At 43.5% G+C, this 16,167-nt stretch carries 10 protein-coding genes and 1 tRNA gene; 10 read left to right on the top strand and 1 reads right to left on the bottom strand.

Going from position 1 to position 16,167, the window contains the following annotated elements; all coding sequences use genetic code 11:
* The first annotated feature begins 94 nt into the window (after positions 1-94).
* From HXT25_RS01210 to HXT25_RS01195, 4 genes are read left to right on the top strand one after another with little or no spacing between them, the layout of a single operon-like run.
* Positions 95-1,123 (top strand): prephenate dehydratase, encoded by a 1,029-nt coding sequence (locus tag HXT25_RS01210; protein ID WP_004113425.1) that lies wholly within the window; start codon positions 95-97, stop codon positions 1,121-1,123.
* Positions 1,117-2,184, top strand: a complete 1,068-nt coding sequence (locus tag HXT25_RS01205) for a prephenate dehydrogenase (RefSeq protein WP_422118601.1) — start codon at positions 1,117-1,119, stop codon at positions 2,182-2,184. Before HXT25_RS01210 ends, HXT25_RS01205 begins: the two co-directional genes overlap by 7 nt.
* Positions 2,185-2,208: 24 nt before the next feature.
* Positions 2,209-3,216 (top strand): site-specific tyrosine recombinase, encoded by a 1,008-nt coding sequence (locus tag HXT25_RS01200; protein ID WP_102720776.1) that lies wholly within the window; start codon positions 2,209-2,211, stop codon positions 3,214-3,216.
* 53 nt (positions 3,217-3,269) lie between these two features.
* The gene (locus HXT25_RS01195; protein ID WP_004113420.1) at positions 3,270-4,109 is read left to right on the top strand and encodes a ParA family protein; all 840 of its coding nucleotides are present in this window, start codon (positions 3,270-3,272) and stop codon (positions 4,107-4,109) included.
* A 239-nt stretch (positions 4,110-4,348) separates the two neighbouring features.
* Here HXT25_RS01195 and HXT25_RS01190 read toward each other — a convergent pair whose 3' ends face one another.
* A complete protein-coding gene (locus tag HXT25_RS01190; RefSeq protein WP_009994887.1) occupies positions 4,349-4,630 on the bottom strand; it encodes a DUF6725 family protein in 282 nt (93 codons plus the stop codon).
* 794 nt (positions 4,631-5,424) lie between these two features.
* Between HXT25_RS01190 and HXT25_RS01185 the strand changes: the two genes are divergently transcribed.
* The 6 genes from HXT25_RS01185 to HXT25_RS01160 all read left to right on the top strand — a co-directional run bounded on the left by HXT25_RS01185 (position 5,425) and on the right by HXT25_RS01160 (position 16,060).
* Positions 5,425-10,551: a Rib/alpha-like domain-containing protein gene (locus HXT25_RS01185; RefSeq protein WP_422118833.1), complete on the top strand. Its 5,127-nt coding sequence runs from the start codon at positions 5,425-5,427 to the stop codon at positions 10,549-10,551.
* A 294-nt stretch (positions 10,552-10,845) separates the two neighbouring features.
* On the top strand, positions 10,846-12,567 hold the full coding sequence (locus HXT25_RS01180; protein WP_285085125.1) for a SpaH/EbpB family LPXTG-anchored major pilin: 1,722 nt from the start codon (positions 10,846-10,848) through the stop codon (positions 12,565-12,567).
* Positions 12,568-12,869: 302 nt separating this feature from the next.
* Positions 12,870-14,000 carry a class C sortase gene (locus tag HXT25_RS01175; protein ID WP_248911765.1) on the top strand — a complete coding sequence of 377 codons (1,131 nt, stop codon included), beginning with the start codon at positions 12,870-12,872 and terminating at the stop codon, positions 13,998-14,000.
* 237 nt (positions 14,001-14,237) lie between these two features.
* Positions 14,238-15,044, top strand: a complete 807-nt coding sequence (locus HXT25_RS01170; protein ID WP_019261378.1) for a GTP pyrophosphokinase — start codon at positions 14,238-14,240, stop codon at positions 15,042-15,044.
* A gap of 85 nt (positions 15,045-15,129) precedes the next feature.
* Positions 15,130-15,891, top strand: a complete 762-nt coding sequence (locus HXT25_RS01165) for a Bax inhibitor-1/YccA family protein (RefSeq protein ID WP_004117411.1) — start codon at positions 15,130-15,132, stop codon at positions 15,889-15,891.
* An 84-nt stretch (positions 15,892-15,975) separates the two neighbouring features.
* Positions 15,976-16,060: transfer RNA gene (locus tag HXT25_RS01160), tRNA-Ser, on the top strand.
* The last annotated feature ends 107 nt before the right edge of the window (positions 16,061-16,167 follow it).

Raw genomic sequence — 16,167 nt, 5'->3', positions numbered from 1 at the left:
GAATTTTTATAGGTGAATTTGCTGCATGTTTGTGCAAAAATAGCATTATGCAGTAGTCTTACTTACAGTCTTAGAGTAGTTTTGAGGAATAGTCATGAATAGCAATATAGTCATGAATAGTAATAAGAACAGTAATAATGCTCGTAAATTATGCTATTTAGGGCCGGAAGGTTCTTTTACTCATCAAGCTGCTTTAAAAGTTAAAGAACAATGTAAATCGTTAGGTGCTTTGCGTCTTATTCCAACTGCGTGTGAGAATATTCGTAATATCGCTAGCAAAATTGAAGATTGTCACGATTTGGGTATTATTGCGTGGGAAAACAATATTGAAGGCGTAGTAATACCTAATTTAGATCTATTAATTGATGCAAAAAATATGGTTGGCATTGCTCGCTTGGGCGTTGATATAAGTTTTGATGCTGTTGTTTGCCAGTCGGATTCAATCGATAACTGTTCGACTATTGTTGCTCACCCTCACGCGTTGGCACAATGCCGTAAGTTTGCTCAAAAGCATGGATTGAAAGAAAAAACTGCGTCTTCAAACGCTGCTGCTTGTAGGGATTTAGTTCCTGGCGAAGTTGCTTTGTGCCCTAAAATTTGTGCTGATTTATACAATAGGCGGATTGTGAGTGAAGCTGTTGAAGATTTTTCTGGCGCGCGCACTGAGTTTTTAGTGTTAGCTCCTAGAGATGAGGCTTTCAATTTTGTTAGTATGCATCGCGAATGCTATTCATCTTTTTCTTCGATTATTGCTTTTATTCCGCGTTGTACAGGTGCTGGAGTGCTAGCAAATTTGCTTGACGTTGTGCGCGATCATGGTCTTAATATGACTTCTTTTATGTCTAGGCCGATTAAAGGTCAAGATGGTTTATATAGTTTTATTGCCACTGTTGATGCTGCTCCTTGGGATTCTACGTGCAAAGCTATGATTCAAGAAGTTGTTGAACATGGTGATTGGGTGCGAGTTTTAGCAGTGTATCCTTCTGATAATAGAGATAATCCGGTTATGAATGATTGGATGCTGCCTAATGGCGGAGTGTGTATTGATGCTCCAGGCGATGCTCTAGTTGATGCTTTGAGCGCTTTGAACACAATGCGTGCAGAAAGAGAATTATTATGGTAGAAGATGTTGGATTTTCTAAAAAATTTTCTGTTGGTATTGTTGGACTTGGACTTATTGGCGGATCAATCGCAAAGCGTTTGGCTGCGACTGGCTCCTGCAAAGTGTACGCGTATAATCGCCATCAAACAATGTATAAAGAGGCGAGGGTGCTTGGAATCACTTGCGTTGAAAGCGTTGCGGAGCTTGCGCGCATGCAGCCAAATGTTTTGATTTTATGCAATTCGCTTGCCTCTATGCCAGAAGTTCTTGGCGAGATTTCGCGCGGAATCAACAAGCAGCGCACAACTTTGACGGATGTTGGTAGCGTTAAGGGGCTTGTGCGCGAGCAGGTTAAGACCGCGGGGCTTGGCGATTGCTACATTGGTGCGCACCCTATGGCTGGAAGCGAGTTTACGGGTTGGCAGGCGTCTAGCGCGCAGCTGCTGGACGGCGCGCTTTGGGCAGTTAGCGTTGATGAGAGCAGTGATTTTTGGCGGTTTTGCGCGGTTTTGCGCGTTATTGTGTCGTTGTGTGGCAATCGCGCGCTTGTGTTGAACGATTCTATACACGACGCTTCGGCGGCGCTGATTTCGCACATGCCGCACGTTGTTTCTACAGCGCTGGCGAACGTTTTGTGCGGAAGCGAAAATCGCAATGTTGCGTTGCAAATGTCGGCTGGTTCTTGGCGAGATATGACGCGAGTGGCGCTTACGGATCCAGATCGCACGCGTGCAATGGTTGCGGAAAATCGGCGAAATGTTGCGGATTTGCTTGGGAGTGTGATTGAGGAGTTGAGTTTTGCGAAGAAGATGCTTGAGAGGAGCGATGGCGATTCGGCGGTTGCTAGCGATGAGCGCGCGTTTTTTGCTAAGGCTGATTCTTGGCGCGAATACAAGTATAAGGAGCGCGCGGTTGCTTGCGATAAGTCGGCTGGCGATTTGCGCGAGCTTCGATTTGCGCTTGATTGTGCAGGTGATTGGCAAAGTCAGCTGATTCAAAGCGCGCAAAGCGGCGAGCAGATTGTTGGCGTGGCGTTTAGCGATTCTGCGGTTGCTTGCGCATTACGCAACTCGAAGTGGTAGATTCGAGCGGCATATAATTGACATATGACCGAATCGCAGCAATCGCCATTTTCCCCAAAAATCCAGCAGTTTCTAAACCACATAAGCGTGGAGCGCGGGCTTTCGCCAAAAACCGTTGAAGCTTACGAGTCGGATCTTACAAAATACACGAACTGGCTGCGCGAAGCCCGAAAAATAAACGATGTTAATGAAATCACGCAACTAGATATTGAAGAATACGTGCGCGCAATGTCATCACAAGCAATGTCATCGCAAAACTTAGGACCTCGCACGATTGCGCGGCGAATCGCAAGCATCCACGAGTGGAACAAATTCATGCTTTCCAACGCGCAAATCGCAAGCGACCCTTCTGCAGAAGTCAAAGCGCCAAAGCAAGCGGAGCATCTTCCAGACGTGCTCAGCATTAGCGAAGTGGAGCGCGTAATCGATGCTGCTGGCGGATTTGGTAGCACGGATGCCGTCTCGCTTCGAGACCGTGCGCTTGTGGAATTTTTGTACGCGACTGGCGCGCGCGTGAGCGAGGCGGTTGGACTAAAATTCGAGGATATTGATTTGACGGAATCAGTTGTGCGGCTTAGTGGCAAGGGTCAAAAGCAGAGGCTTGTGCCGATTGGAAAGTGCGCGGTACGCGCGTTGCGCGATTATTTAGCTAACGCAAGACCTATTCTTGCAAGTCGCGCGCAAAAGTCGCCAGCAACCGCAAAGTCGCGACTCAAGTCACCCTTAAGCTCATCGTCAAAATCTGCTAATACTCACGTGATTTTCCTCAACAAACGTGGCAAATCGCTATCTCGTCAATCCGCGTGGGAGGCGATTTCGCGTGCTGGCAAAATGGCTAAAATTGGCAAAGAATTGCATCCGCACACGCTTCGACATTCATTTGCAACGCATTTGATTTCGGGGGGCGCCGATGTTCGCACTGTGCAGGAGCTGCTTGGTCATGCGTCCGTTACAACAACGCAAATTTATACGCATATAAGCCCAGATGCGCTTATGGAGGCGTATGTTATGAGTCATCCGCGCGCGAGATAGATACACAACGACGCATCGATTCACTGAACATACCTTTTGATAGACTGAAGTTTATGCCTACTGATTTACTTGGACGCGAATATGAGACTTTCCGCGCGCCCGATGCGCTTACAACGCACGGTCCTGCGCGCATTATTGCTATGTGTAACCAGAAGGGTGGCGTTGGTAAAACCACCAGCTCCATCAATATCGCTGGTGCGTTGAGTCAATACGGTAGGCGAGTTTTAATTGTTGACTTCGATCCGCAAGGCGCTGCAACGGTGGGGCTTGGGATTAATGCGAACGCGCTTGATAACACGGTTTATACGGCGCTTTTTGATTCTTCTGTAGACGTGCACGATGTGATTCGTCACACTGCCACCGAAAACATTGACGTTATGCCTGCAAACATTGATCTTTCTGCTGCAGAGGTGCAGCTTGTTACCGAGGTTGGTCGCGAGCAGATTTTGGCTGGCGTGTTGCGCAAAGTTCGTAACGAATACGACGTTATTATTATTGACTGCCAGCCTTCGCTTGGCTTGCTCACTGTAAACGCGCTTACGGCGGCGGATGGTGTGATTATTCCTGTTGCTGCGGAGTTCTTTGCGCTTAGAGGCGTGGCGCTGCTTATGCAGTCGATTGAAAAAGTGCAGCACAGAATTAACCCAGATTTGCAAGTGTTTGGCGTGCTCGTTACTATGTTTACGCGCACTTTGCATAGCGAAGAGGTTTTGCAAAGGATTTACGAGGCTTTCCAGGGGCGCGTGCTGCATTCTGTTATTTCGCGTTCGATTAAGCTGCCAGATTCCACTGTTGCGGCGGTTCCGATTACGATTTTTGCTCCTGAGCATAAGACTGCTAAGGAGTATCGCGAGGTTGCGCGCGAGCTGATTTCTAACGGCGTTGTTGAATAGCGCTTTGCGTGACGATCTGCCTTCGCATTGCGCTGTAGTGCGCGAACGATATTTCCGCTTTTTGTTGTTGATTTTGTGGTTTTGAGCTACAAAGTCGGGAAAACTTTCCGCTTTTTGTTGCTCGACACGCCAATTAGAGCAACATTCTCTCGCGCGACGACCTGCCTTTTTGCTTAAAGCGTAGCACGCGGTACGACACGCTGAAATTCAGTAAAATCGCACTACATAGCTTGCGTAGATTAGCTGCGATGTTTGCGCTCGGGCACGGGCTTTAATCGCACGATTGTGCGCGCGTCGATGAACATTTCTTGCTCGGGTCGGCTTCCGTTTGCTGCCGCGTCTCGCATAAGATGCAATGTTGCTCCGTCCCAGCTGATTACGTGACCAATCGCGTCGTGGTATTCGATTTTTTGCGATTTGGCGTCGGTTGTTTCTTCGCTGGCGTCGGTTGCTTGCGATCTGCCAGTGGCTGTTTGCAATCTTTCGTCGCCGCCTAATTGCGCGACTTTGTATGTTCGCACAACAATTCGTGCGCCAACTGGTATAAACTCTGGCAGAATCTGCCGCCTAATTAAGCTAATCGTAGTGCTGCCTTCCGTGTTATTTGTGTATTCGCGTTATTTGCCGTGTGTTTTGCTTTGACTTTGTTAATTGTATCGCAGTGCTATCAAACTCGTAACGTTTTGCAATACTCTGCAGTGCTCGAACGAATGATCTGCTTTCCCGAGTTTGCGCGACGACCTGCCTGAGCGCTTTTATGTAGTGCGTTTGTATCAAAAACGCTGAAATTCAGTACAATCGCACTACATAGCTGGCGATTTGTGGTCAGTGCGCATCCGAACCACAAGATGTTGTGGTTTTACGACACGCAGGTCACGCAAAACACTTCACCTACTACATAAAACTATTCTGTTATTAGCAATCAATCAATAGATTTTTTTGTAAAAGAGAACGATTGTAAAAACTTTTCCTTAAAGTTCTGTTAAAGTCTATTTTTTCTTGCAATTCGTTAGGGGGGGGGGTATATTTGCTAAATGCTTTTGCTTGAGTACTTTAGTAAAGCTGCGCGTTCTGCTGCTTTATTGTTGTGCTCACATGTGGAATCGCATTAAGCGTTGTTTGTAAATGCTGCAATTGCTAAATGCTAGTTCATGTATTTGAATGCTCTTAGTACTTCTGTACTTGATACGTGTAGTATTCTGCCCAATTTTGGGATTCGTGTAAAAGCAGGGTGTTGCTTATGCAATAGCCGAAATTGCCAAAATGGCTAGGATGTACAAACTAGCCAAAAATGACAATCGAAGGTGAGTCGATTATGTTACCTGCAAAGTTTGCTCGTTTCGCATCTCGCGTGTACTGCATTGCGCAGAAGGTTTTTTCTGTGAGCGATACTGACAATGCGAATAGCGTGGCAGATGCGCCTGCTGGTTCTGACTCTACCTATTCAACGCGCCCAGATTCCGATTACCACAGTGCGCCAATTTATTCGTACTCAAATATGCAAGTAAATTCTTCATCATCTTCTTTATCTTCATCATCTTCTTCTTCATTATCGGATAATGATTCATTAAGTTCATACATAGGTAAAACAGCAAGAAAATCGCATATCTTCCGAAACATGATTCTTGCAATAATTGTCACCTTTGCCACCATAGTAACCATGCTCATCGTGCCGCCAGTGAATAGTGCTAATGCGGCAAGTGTTTGGTGGGATTACGCTGGTAACGGTTATGTTGCTGCTACAACTGAAGATAATAAAGGTAGAAAAGATGAAGAGCATACTTATGATGCTGCTGATGCATTTAGAGATATGAGGATTGAAGATCCTGTTATTGAAAAAGAAAATGGAAGAACGAAAGTAACTTATAAAATAATTTTCAACAGGAATGCTGAGTTTGCTAGGCAGCTTGATTCAGGTGAGATGCAGCCTAAAGGAAATAAACCTAAAGACGGTACTGCTTATCTGGGTAGACCTACGCTTTCATTGTTCCTGCCTAAGGGTTTAGATAAAAGTTCAATACTTGTTAAACGTTATTGGGAAGGTTCAAGCGGTAAGATAAACATCGGTGAGACTTCTGCACAGCTTGTTCGTGAAGATCAAGATGATATGCGTATTGGTACTCTTAAAACATATGGAGGAAAATGGACAGCTTGGACATATACTAAAAATCCTAATGATAATGGTCAGCTTAATGGTTTCAACAATAACTGGAATGATAATCTTGGACCTTCGAGTGGAGACAATGGCGTTGGCGGTGGCCTTCCAAATCCTTACAAATACTCGCGATTACAAGGGAATACTGAGGATTGTCAGTATTCTATGTGCGAAATAAAAAAGTGGAATGATAGAAATCTTTTTGAGACAATGTTCGCGAGCTGGGAGTGGTCTAATGATAGACGTTATACGTGGATTGTTACTGCCTACCTAGCAAATGGATACACTGAAAAAGATGTGTATACAAAAATGCCTGTTGCTGCTGGTTTTAGAAGTGATTATCGTAGAAATAAGTACGCGGTTTTTGGTCCATTTGATACTGATGGTGATGGCATACCTGATTATGTGGAACACTTGCATAACATGAACCCTAAAGGTGTGAATGACATTGATTACCCACAGTATAACGATTCTATGCTGAAAGATTACGGTAAGGATAATGTTCCGCTTACTACTTATGGTCGTCCAGTAACAGTAAAGCCTTTTATCAAAACGGGTAAATGGGAGGGTGACAGTTCTAAAGGTAAATTTGTGTATGATGGAAAAACTTCCACTGATTTACCTGATGATATTGGTATACGATACTCAATTGTAAACAAGTCTGATAGTAGTATTCAAACAGTAAATTCTCCTAATAATATGCCTGAAGGGTCTGTTTATATTAATCCTAATTCAGGATACATAACATATAATCCTCGTAAATCTGATAAAGATAAGACTTTTACTTTTGGCACAAAAATTACATATCCTAATCCCGAATTGTACAATTGCAACAATTCTAAGACTCTTGAATACACTCACAATACGAAGGTTAAGGTCATACCTCAATCGTGGATATACAACCCTGTGTATGAGACGTTAGAAAATGTTGAGCCTACTGCGAAGAATGCTTATGCAAATCCACCTACTAGTGCTAAAGATTCAAAGAGAAAAAATAACGTTATTATTCAAGAGGGTCCTCTTCCTCGAGGTACTTCATTCGTCTTAAAAAAATATACTAAGAAATTAGGCGATAGCACTATTGACATTAGTTCTAAGGTATTAAGTTGGTCAAAAATTGAGAATAATGATTTGAATACAGGTAGGGTACATTTTACTCCAGGTAAAGTTGATCAAGGCAAAAGTGAACAGACGCCTGTGCTTGTTACCTATCCAGATGGTTCTACTTCTGCAGATCCTTACTCAGCGAATGAGGGTGCTCCTGTTTATGCCAAAGTCACCGTAAAAAAAATTATTGCAGGTCAAGGTGACTTACATTTAGCAATAAATAAAGGTAACGATAATTATAGTCTAAGTGGTATTGGAGTGGATTCGAATAGGCCGCTGAATCTTACTATCAATGAAAAAATGAAACCAAATTTGATTCTTGACTCATGGTCTAATGTTAATCAGGGCAAGATTGTATTTCGTTCTATTTGTTACGAAGAGAAGAATGATATCACAGCAAATCACACTTTTATAAAAAGTAGTTCTGATAGTTTTAATGGATTGCATCTTGGAGATCCAGTGCAATGGGAACGTGCAAGCGAAAAGCAAGAAGCACTATGTACAAGAGATAATCTTAAGTGTGAAACTAATAAGTATCTTTATAAAAAAGATTATGAAAAAGATACTATGGAGCGTTCTCGCGCAACAATCAGTGGTACTCCTATCTCTAAAGGTACCTTTGGTTGCAGAGTGTTTGCGTTCCATCAAGGTAGCCAATTATTAGAAAACTTTGATAAATTAGCTAAAGATTCTCCGTCTCTTATGAAGGATTATAACTCCGGAGATATGGCTTCATCTCTTTTCCGCTTTACTGTTTACTCACTGTCTCACAGATACAACCCTAGTTATGTGCCTATAACTGCTAGAGCTGGTAACTTTACTAACAGTACAAAAGTTATTGATGGTAAAGTGTACAAGAATACAACTTCATCTCCTACAAGCCAGAAAAATGCTAACAATGCCAATAAGAATCAGGGTGATGTTAAGCAAGGCCCACTTCCTGACGGAACATGGTTTGAGTTTAAAAAATATAAAACTGGTGATAATAAGTTAAACTGGGCTGATTGGGAACCTGAAAATCAAAGTAATAAGCCAAAGAGCGGAAATAAAGGCAATGATTCATCTGAGGGATCTGGAAGTAGATTTGGTAAGGTTACGTTCCGACCTCATAAGTGGATGGAAGATGGTGATTACAATCAGCCTGTAGTTGTGCACTATCCAGATGGTTCTACTTCTGAAGACCCAGATTCAGGTAATCTTGGAAACCCCGTGTACGCGAAGGTACATGTTGTTCGAGAAACTCCACGTAATGGTGATTTAAAGCTCCATATTCTTGGAAGTAACGAGTATAAGAAGAATAAAAAAATTCAAGATAAGCTTGTTGACTCTTGGTCAACATATAAGCCAGGTCTTATTTATCAACGCATGATTTGCTATGAGAAGGATACTAAGACTGGTAAAGCTAAACCTAATTCTTACAAACTTGGAGGAATTAATGGTTTAACTCTTGTTGGTCCAGGGAACACTTCTTCTCCAAAACAGTGGTTGCATGCTACGGATAATGCTTTGCGTAAGAAGTGTAATAAATCTAATGGTAGTGGATGTAATATTTCAGATTACCTTTATGACTATGACGTGAATGCCAATGGTAATAATGAAACTACTGAGCGTACTAATGGGTATATTAAAGGTACTCCTAAGAATTACGGTGACTTTGTTTGCAAAGTATACGCTATTAAAGATCTTGTCATTAAAGGTAAGCATGGAAAACTGCAAGATAAGTTCGATGGAATTGTAAGAAAGCACCTTTCTTCAGGTAATGTTTTCGATCAGATTAAAACTGTTTTAAATAATAAAACAAATGCAAATAATCCTGAGCTGGATACTGTAAATAGTATTGACTGGTCAGTAAGTACGTTAAATATTTCCGTGCATCCAGATTCTCACTACTATAACCCAAAGTATGAGACCATTACCCTTGATGCTGGTACTCACGGAACTTCTGGCGCGCCGCAAAGTACCAAGAATGCAAATGAAGCTACCTACAATCAGGATGATATTAAAACAGGCGATTTGCCTGCTGGAACTTGGTTTGAGATTAAGAAGTATAAATCTGAAAATGCAAATATTCCATTGTTAACCTACGCTTTGTTTGAAAATGGCCAAGATAATACCGATGATAAAAAGAATGCTAAGGATAAAACCCAAGCTGGTAAATTCGGCAAAGTAGCTTTTTATCCTCATAAGTGGATGCCTGCCACGACAGAGAATAATCCTGATAAAGTGCCTGTTGTTGTTCACTATCCAGATGGTTCCACTTCTCAAGATGAAGATTCTGGTAACAATGGTAAGCCTATTTATGCGTCTGTGAATATTTTGCGACCATGGAAGTTGAATGGTGATTTGCATCTTAACGTATACAAGCAGTATGAAAATGGCAAGTTTACTGGACCTGTAGACGATATTAATGGCATTACTGTTATGAAGGGTATTGGCTTGCTGAAGAATATGGGTATTGACTCTTGGTCATCTCATAAAATTGGCGGCATTACTCTTAGATTACTGTGTAGGGAAGGTAGTGCTACTTCTAACAGCAGTAATTCGCAACAGTGGAGTGAAAATCTCGATAAGCTGTTCTTCAAACTTGATTGGCAGAAGGCATGGGATCATGCAAGCTTCCAGGAACAACAGGAGTGCCGTAAGAGTGGTAAAGCTGGTGATGGCTGCAATCCTGCAGGTAAGTACCTTTTGTTTGACAGCACTGGAAATACAACAGAGCGCGCAAGCGGAACTATTACGAGCAGCAAAGCGCCTACTCAAACTGGAGAATACTATTGCGCTGTGTTTGCGTTGAAGCCTGATGCTTTGGATACATACAAAGCGGCTGTTGGTGACGATCACAAAATTGACGTTACAAATAACGACATTGCAGCAACGATTAATCCAACTGGTAATAGGGATGAAGATTGGGCTGTCAAGTATTTCCCAGTACACGTGGTCGAACAATTTAAGCTGCCGAAGACAGGCGGGGAAGATTGCGTGAACTGGAACATGCTGATGAGCGTGCTGTGCGTGATTGGCACGGGCGTGATGGCAGCTGGGTTCTTCCTTGAGCAAACCAAGTGGGGGCGCGCGATGCTTGATGCGTTGTTGCGTAAGACACTGATTAAAGATTTTATCTGCAAAACTGCCAAAAAGCTTCGCGCTTTAAGGCGACGTAGCGAAAGGTGGCGATGCTGATGAAAAAATTTGCACGCAATCCTGCTAGTCGGCTAGTCGAAAGAGTAGCGCTGGCTTGCAAGCTTGCGGTGCGATTCTCGCTAAAACTTGTTGCGTACTACGATTCGCGTAAACATTAGCGCGATGAATAATTGTGGCTCGTTCGCAAATTGTGGATTGATCACGAACCGTGGCTTGCTTACAGATTGTGGCTTGCCTATATATCGCAACACAAAATAAACAATAAATATTAAACAATAACCGTATTTTCCTCAAAAACCTGCCCAAAAGGGCACTGATATAAAGGAGAAGAAAGTGAATAAGTTCACTAAACAATGCGTTGCCGCGGTGGCTTCGCTTGCAATGGCTGGCACGCTGTGCGTTGCTGGCGCCGTGGTTGCTGGCAGCTCCGCTTGGGCTGCTCAGACTGCTGCTGAAAAGGCTCCATGGGATACAACTCTTGAAGCCAACAAGAAGGGTTCCATTACCATCCATAAGAAGGATAATACTTCTGGTAACTCTGTTGGTCTTAACGGCGCAACATTTACAGTCAAGAAAGTTTCTAAGATTGGCAATGAGAATATGTACGATCTTAAGACCGAGGATGGCTGGATTAAATTAGCAGCTAAGGTTAATGATCTAAATCAGGCGATTATCGATAAGAAAATTACCGAAAAAGTTTCTATGGATAATTCGTTCGGTACTGGTGGAAAGATGGAAGAAACAACGAAGAATGTTTCTAACGAAGATGGTGTAGCTGAGTTCAAGAATCTTGATATAGGATTGTACTATGTTGAAGAAACTGGTGTTCCAACTGGATTTACACCTGAGTTTAATCCATTCTTTGTGACAGTTCCTCAGATTACACGTGCAGATGCTACTAATAAGAATACTTACACTTACTCTGTTAGTGTTGAGCCAAAGAATCGTAATGCTAAGAATGATGTTCAAAAGGATGCTTTGACTGGGAAAATTGTTGGTGTTGGTGACACACTGCCATATAAGATAACAGCTAAGGTTAAGTTACCTGCAACACCTATTAAAGTTAACAACGGTAATGATTTTGATGCCAAAAACATTATAGATTTTGCTATTTTTGATGACGCGTTGAAATCTGCTTATGATGATCTGGAAGTAAATAAGATTCAAGCTGATGTTAACGTTGGAGAGTATGACACTATTAAAAGTGAGCTAAAGTCTGCTACATCGCAAAAACTTGAAAAGAATACCGATTATACTTTAACTGTTGTAGACACGACTAATGATGCTACTCGTAGTCATATTCTTTTTGCTTTCAATGAAACAGGTAGAGGCAAAATTACAAAGAAATTTGCTGGTGATACTAATAAAGATATTCGAGTTATTGTTACCTTGAATCTTAAAGTGAAGAAAGATTTTGGCAATAGTTCTAATACTTCTGAACTTATCAACAAGTATGGTTTCAATCCTGGTCACGTTCCTGGCGGTACTACTCCAGATATTCATGGTGATGATAATAAGACAAACTTCCGTAAGTTCCATATTTTGAAGTACAACGGAACTGATACAGGTCAAACAAAGACAAAAGTATTGAGTGGTGCGCAGTTTAAAGCATTCGATAATAAGACTGAAGCTGATAAATGTGCTAAAGATCCAGACACAGAAGCTAATTGTAGTGCAGCACTGCCTGGATTTGCTGATAATGGTAAGAAATATATGGAGACAAATAATCAGGGCAAAACTAATGATTACAATGCTAAAGTTACTAGTGCAAATAGCAAAATCTATGTTGTTGAGATTAAGGCTCCAAATGGATTCATACGTTCTGAGCAACCTCATGAGGTGGATACTAGTTCATCTGGTAATTCTGTAGTAGAAGTTCCAATAGCAAACCTTCCAGATAATAAGAAGGATGGAGGAAATGATTGGTTCAAGCTTCCAAAGACTGGTGCTGCTGGTGTGATTATCTTCGCTCTCGTGGGTCTTGGTCTTGTGGGCTCTGGTATGTTCGTATTCCTTAAGAATCGCAAGAAGGAAGAAGAGCAGCAGGCTGCGTGATTTGCTCAGTTGATTAGCAAATCATAAAGATTGAGTCTATAAGATTAAATCTATAAACGATTGAGTCTAGGGCAAAAACCCTAGACTCAATCCTATGTGGACTGTTAAAACAACAAAACCCGTCGTTTTTCCGCTTTTTGTTGTTGATTTTGTGGTTTTAAGCAACATTTTCGGTAAGTTTTTCCCGATTTTGTTGTTAATTTTGCCGTTTTGAGCAACAAAAAGCGCAAAATCCCACTGCGTTTGTAGCAAAATCAAACCAAATATTATCTTTAATTCAATAGCTTGAGCTTGGAGGAGTTATGAAGCTAGCCGATATTAGCAATTTGTGCCACTCGTTGAGTGAGCGCGCTGTTGCTAAATTGTTTAAGAATAAGGCGAAGCGTACCTCCAATGTGGCTGGCACGAGCAGTGTGGCTGGTGCGAGTGGTTTGCTAGCGGATAAGTCGCAAGCAACCGAAGAGCAAATTCCACGATCCAACTCAAGCAAAAATATAAACCAAAATACACTTAAAACTAAAAAAATAACTAAAAAGAAAAGCACACTGATGCGTATCTTAGAGCCGATTGCGCTGGTTCTTGCAGGCATTTTGTGCTTTAGCTACCCTGTGTGCTCAACGCTGTGGAACAATCACGTTTCGAAGGAGATATCGACAGCGTACGACAAGTATAATCACGATCAGGCTGGCGACGTGCGGCGCGCGCACATTCGCGGCGCAAAGCGCTACAACGCAACGCGCAAAGACATGCTCACGCGCGACCCGTACGGAGGCGACGGTCAGGAAGATATAACTAACACGCCTGGATACAAGCGTTATCTTAAAACGCTTGAGGAGCCGATGGGCATTATCGGCATTATAAAGATTCCGAAGATTGGCGTAAAGCTGCCGATTTACCACGGTACAAAAGAAGATACGCTTGCACGAGGTGCGGGGCATTTGTACGGCACGGATTTGCCAGTGGGCGGCAAGGGGCGGCATACTGTAATCACCGCGCACACTGGTTTGCCGAACGCAACCATGTTTGATTCGCTAACAGACCTTAAAAAGGGTGACTACTTTTATCTTGATGTGCAAGGGGAGACCTTGCGTTACAAGGTGTTTCGTATAAACGTGGTGGATCCGCACGATATAAGTTTGCTGCAGCGCGAGAAGGGGCGCGATTTAGCTACGCTGCTTACTTGTACGCCGTATGGTGTGAACTCGCATAGGTTGCTGGTTACGGGGTATCGTGTGCTGCCGGACCCTGTTGCGCCGCCAGAAGACCATGTGCAATGGCCGCTATGGATGACGTTGTTTGTTATTGCGATGATATTCTCGGCGGCGATTCTTGCCATGATGATCACTGTGGTTGCTGGTAAGAGGCGGCGTAAGTGGGATATTCGCGGCAAGCACATACTGTGGGTTGGGCGCGGCGAGATTAAACTGCGCTAGCGCTATTTCCCGATTTTGTAGTCCAACACGCTGTTTAGAGCTAGAAAGTGCGTCACATCGTTCGCGCGGATTAGCCGCGCTCACGTCTTCGCCGCGCAGAAGCAGTGCTTCTGCCTTGAGCGGCTCAGCGCTCCGAATTGCCTTCGCGCGCTACGCTTTAAGCGCGAAGGCAGGTCGTCGCGCATATTTTCAGGCGATTATCAGACTTATAACAAAATTACGAGTAGAATAAGAACCGTGATACTTGATCGTCATAATCGTTTAAATTTGGCCGAACTTTACGCAAGCTTGCAAGGTGCTGGCGATGGTGAGTCGCCAGAGACCGCTGCGGAAAAATCGCAAGCAACCGCCGACGAAAAGTCCGCGCAAAAATCACCTATAAAAAGCGAAACTCCGCATCTTCCGCCTGAGCAGATGGACGAATTCGTAAACATGATGCAGGTGTATGAAGGCGCGATGTACGAAATCAGCACGAAGCTGGAGATTTTGGACGGTGAGTTTCAGGTGCGATTTTCGCACAATCCCGTGCATCACATGGAGCGGCGACTAAAATCCGTGCACTCGATTTTTGAGAAGCTGCGCCGCAGAAACCTAAGCATATCAACGCGTTCGATTCGTGACAATCTGTTTGATGTGGCTGGAATCCGCGTGATTTGCAACTATCGCGATGACGTGTATGCGGTTGCGCAATACCTTTCCAAGCAAACGGATATTCAAGTGTTGCAGGTTAAGGATTACATTAAAAACCCAAAGCCGAACGGGTATCGCAGTTTGCACGTGATTTACGCTGTGCCAGTGTTTTTGTCGTCGGGTGCGCATTACACGCCGGTGGAGGTGCAATTCCGTACAATCGCAATGGATTATTGGGCGAGTTTGGAGCACGCGTTGCGCTATAAGGCTGATTTGCCGGACGCAAAGTTGGCGGAGCATTCTAAGACGCTGCTTGAGTGCGCGCAGAATTTGCAGGCAATTGAGGCGCAAATGCAGGGTATTCATCGCGATATTAATGGTGCGCCGCGCGTGGAGGATGCGCCTGAGTCGTAACAACTAATGCATATTGATCTGTGCGACACACATAGTCGTACAAATGTACTATAATTAAATACTTAATAAGGATTTAGGAGGAATTATGGGAGATTTTGGAAATTTTAACAGCAATTATGCTGGCAACTTTGCACAAAACCCAACAATTGTCGACGCGCAGGCTACTTATGTGCGCGAGCAGGCAGAGCGAGTGAGTGTGCGTCGAGTTTACGCAGAGATGACTGTTGGACTAATTGTCACAACGCTTGTGGCAATGTTTACGCAAAGTACGGGTGCGCTTTACTCTTACTTGTATGCTACGGGTCGATTTGGATTCTTCGGCATTATTATTGCGCAAGTGGTGCTTGCTGTTGTGCTTGGAATGCGCGTTATGAAAATGAGCGTTTTTGCTGCGCGTGCGATGTTCTATGCGTATGCTGCGCTTACTGGCTTTACGCTTAGTACGATTTTTACTGTGTTTAGTCTAGGCTCTATTGCAATGGTTTTGGCTTTAACTGCTGGATTCTTCCTGTGCCTTACAATGCTTGCGCTCACTACAAAAGTGAATATGCTTAAGGCTGGTCCTATTCTTATGGTGGCTTTGCTGGTGTTGTGCGTGAGTCAGGTAATTCTTATGTTTGTTGCTCCAAGTGCTGGAACAATGCGATTTATTGCTGCGATTGCAGTGCTGATTTTTGCAGGTCTTACGGCTTACGATGCACAGAAAACTCGTGCGATTTTTGAAGCGTATGCTGATCAGCCAGAAATGATTAAACGTATTTCGATTATTTGCGCGTTTAATCTTTATTTGGACTTCATCAACATGTTTGTGTACTTGCTGGAGTTGCTGGGAAATAGGCGCGACTAGATACGAGTATGTGCGTTTTCCTAGGGATTATGGTAGGCTATTCGCTTGTGTGATTGATGTGCATACTGCGTAGCAATCACACATGGATGGGTGTCCGAGCGGTCTAAGGAGACGGTCTTGAAAACCGTTGTAGGGAAACCTACCGCGAGTTCGAATCTCGCCTCATCCGCGAACGGGGTTTCTAGCAAATTGCTAGAAACCCTTTTTTCATGCCGAAAACCCTTGATATATCAACGTTTTTGGCTTGTTTTTGTGTGTATGCGTAGTGTGTTTGCG

Origin of the sequence: Gardnerella sp. DNF00476 (assembly GCF_049262735.1) — a bacterium.
Taxonomy (GTDB): Bacteria; Actinomycetota; Actinomycetes; order Actinomycetales; family Bifidobacteriaceae; genus Bifidobacterium; species Bifidobacterium vaginale.
This window is presented reverse-complemented; position numbering and strand designations above follow the sequence as displayed.

Excerpts from the sequence above, each read along its gene's own strand:
- HXT25_RS01210 (WP_004113425.1), top strand. The coding sequence starts at position 95 with ATGAATAGCAATATAGTCATGAATAGTAATAAGAACAGTAATAATGCT.
- HXT25_RS01205 (WP_422118601.1), top strand. The coding sequence starts at position 1,117 with ATGGTAGAAGATGTTGGATTTTCTAAAAAATTTTCTGTTGGTATTGTT.
- HXT25_RS01200 (WP_102720776.1), top strand. The coding sequence starts at position 2,209 with ATGACCGAATCGCAGCAATCGCCATTTTCCCCAAAAATCCAGCAGTTT.
- HXT25_RS01195 (WP_004113420.1), top strand. The coding sequence starts at position 3,270 with ATGCCTACTGATTTACTTGGACGCGAATATGAGACTTTCCGCGCGCCC.
- HXT25_RS01185 (WP_422118833.1), top strand. The coding sequence starts at position 5,425 with ATGTTACCTGCAAAGTTTGCTCGTTTCGCATCTCGCGTGTACTGCATT.
- HXT25_RS01175 (WP_248911765.1), top strand. The coding sequence starts at position 12,870 with ATGAAGCTAGCCGATATTAGCAATTTGTGCCACTCGTTGAGTGAGCGC.
- HXT25_RS01165 (WP_004117411.1), top strand. The coding sequence starts at position 15,130 with ATGGGAGATTTTGGAAATTTTAACAGCAATTATGCTGGCAACTTTGCA.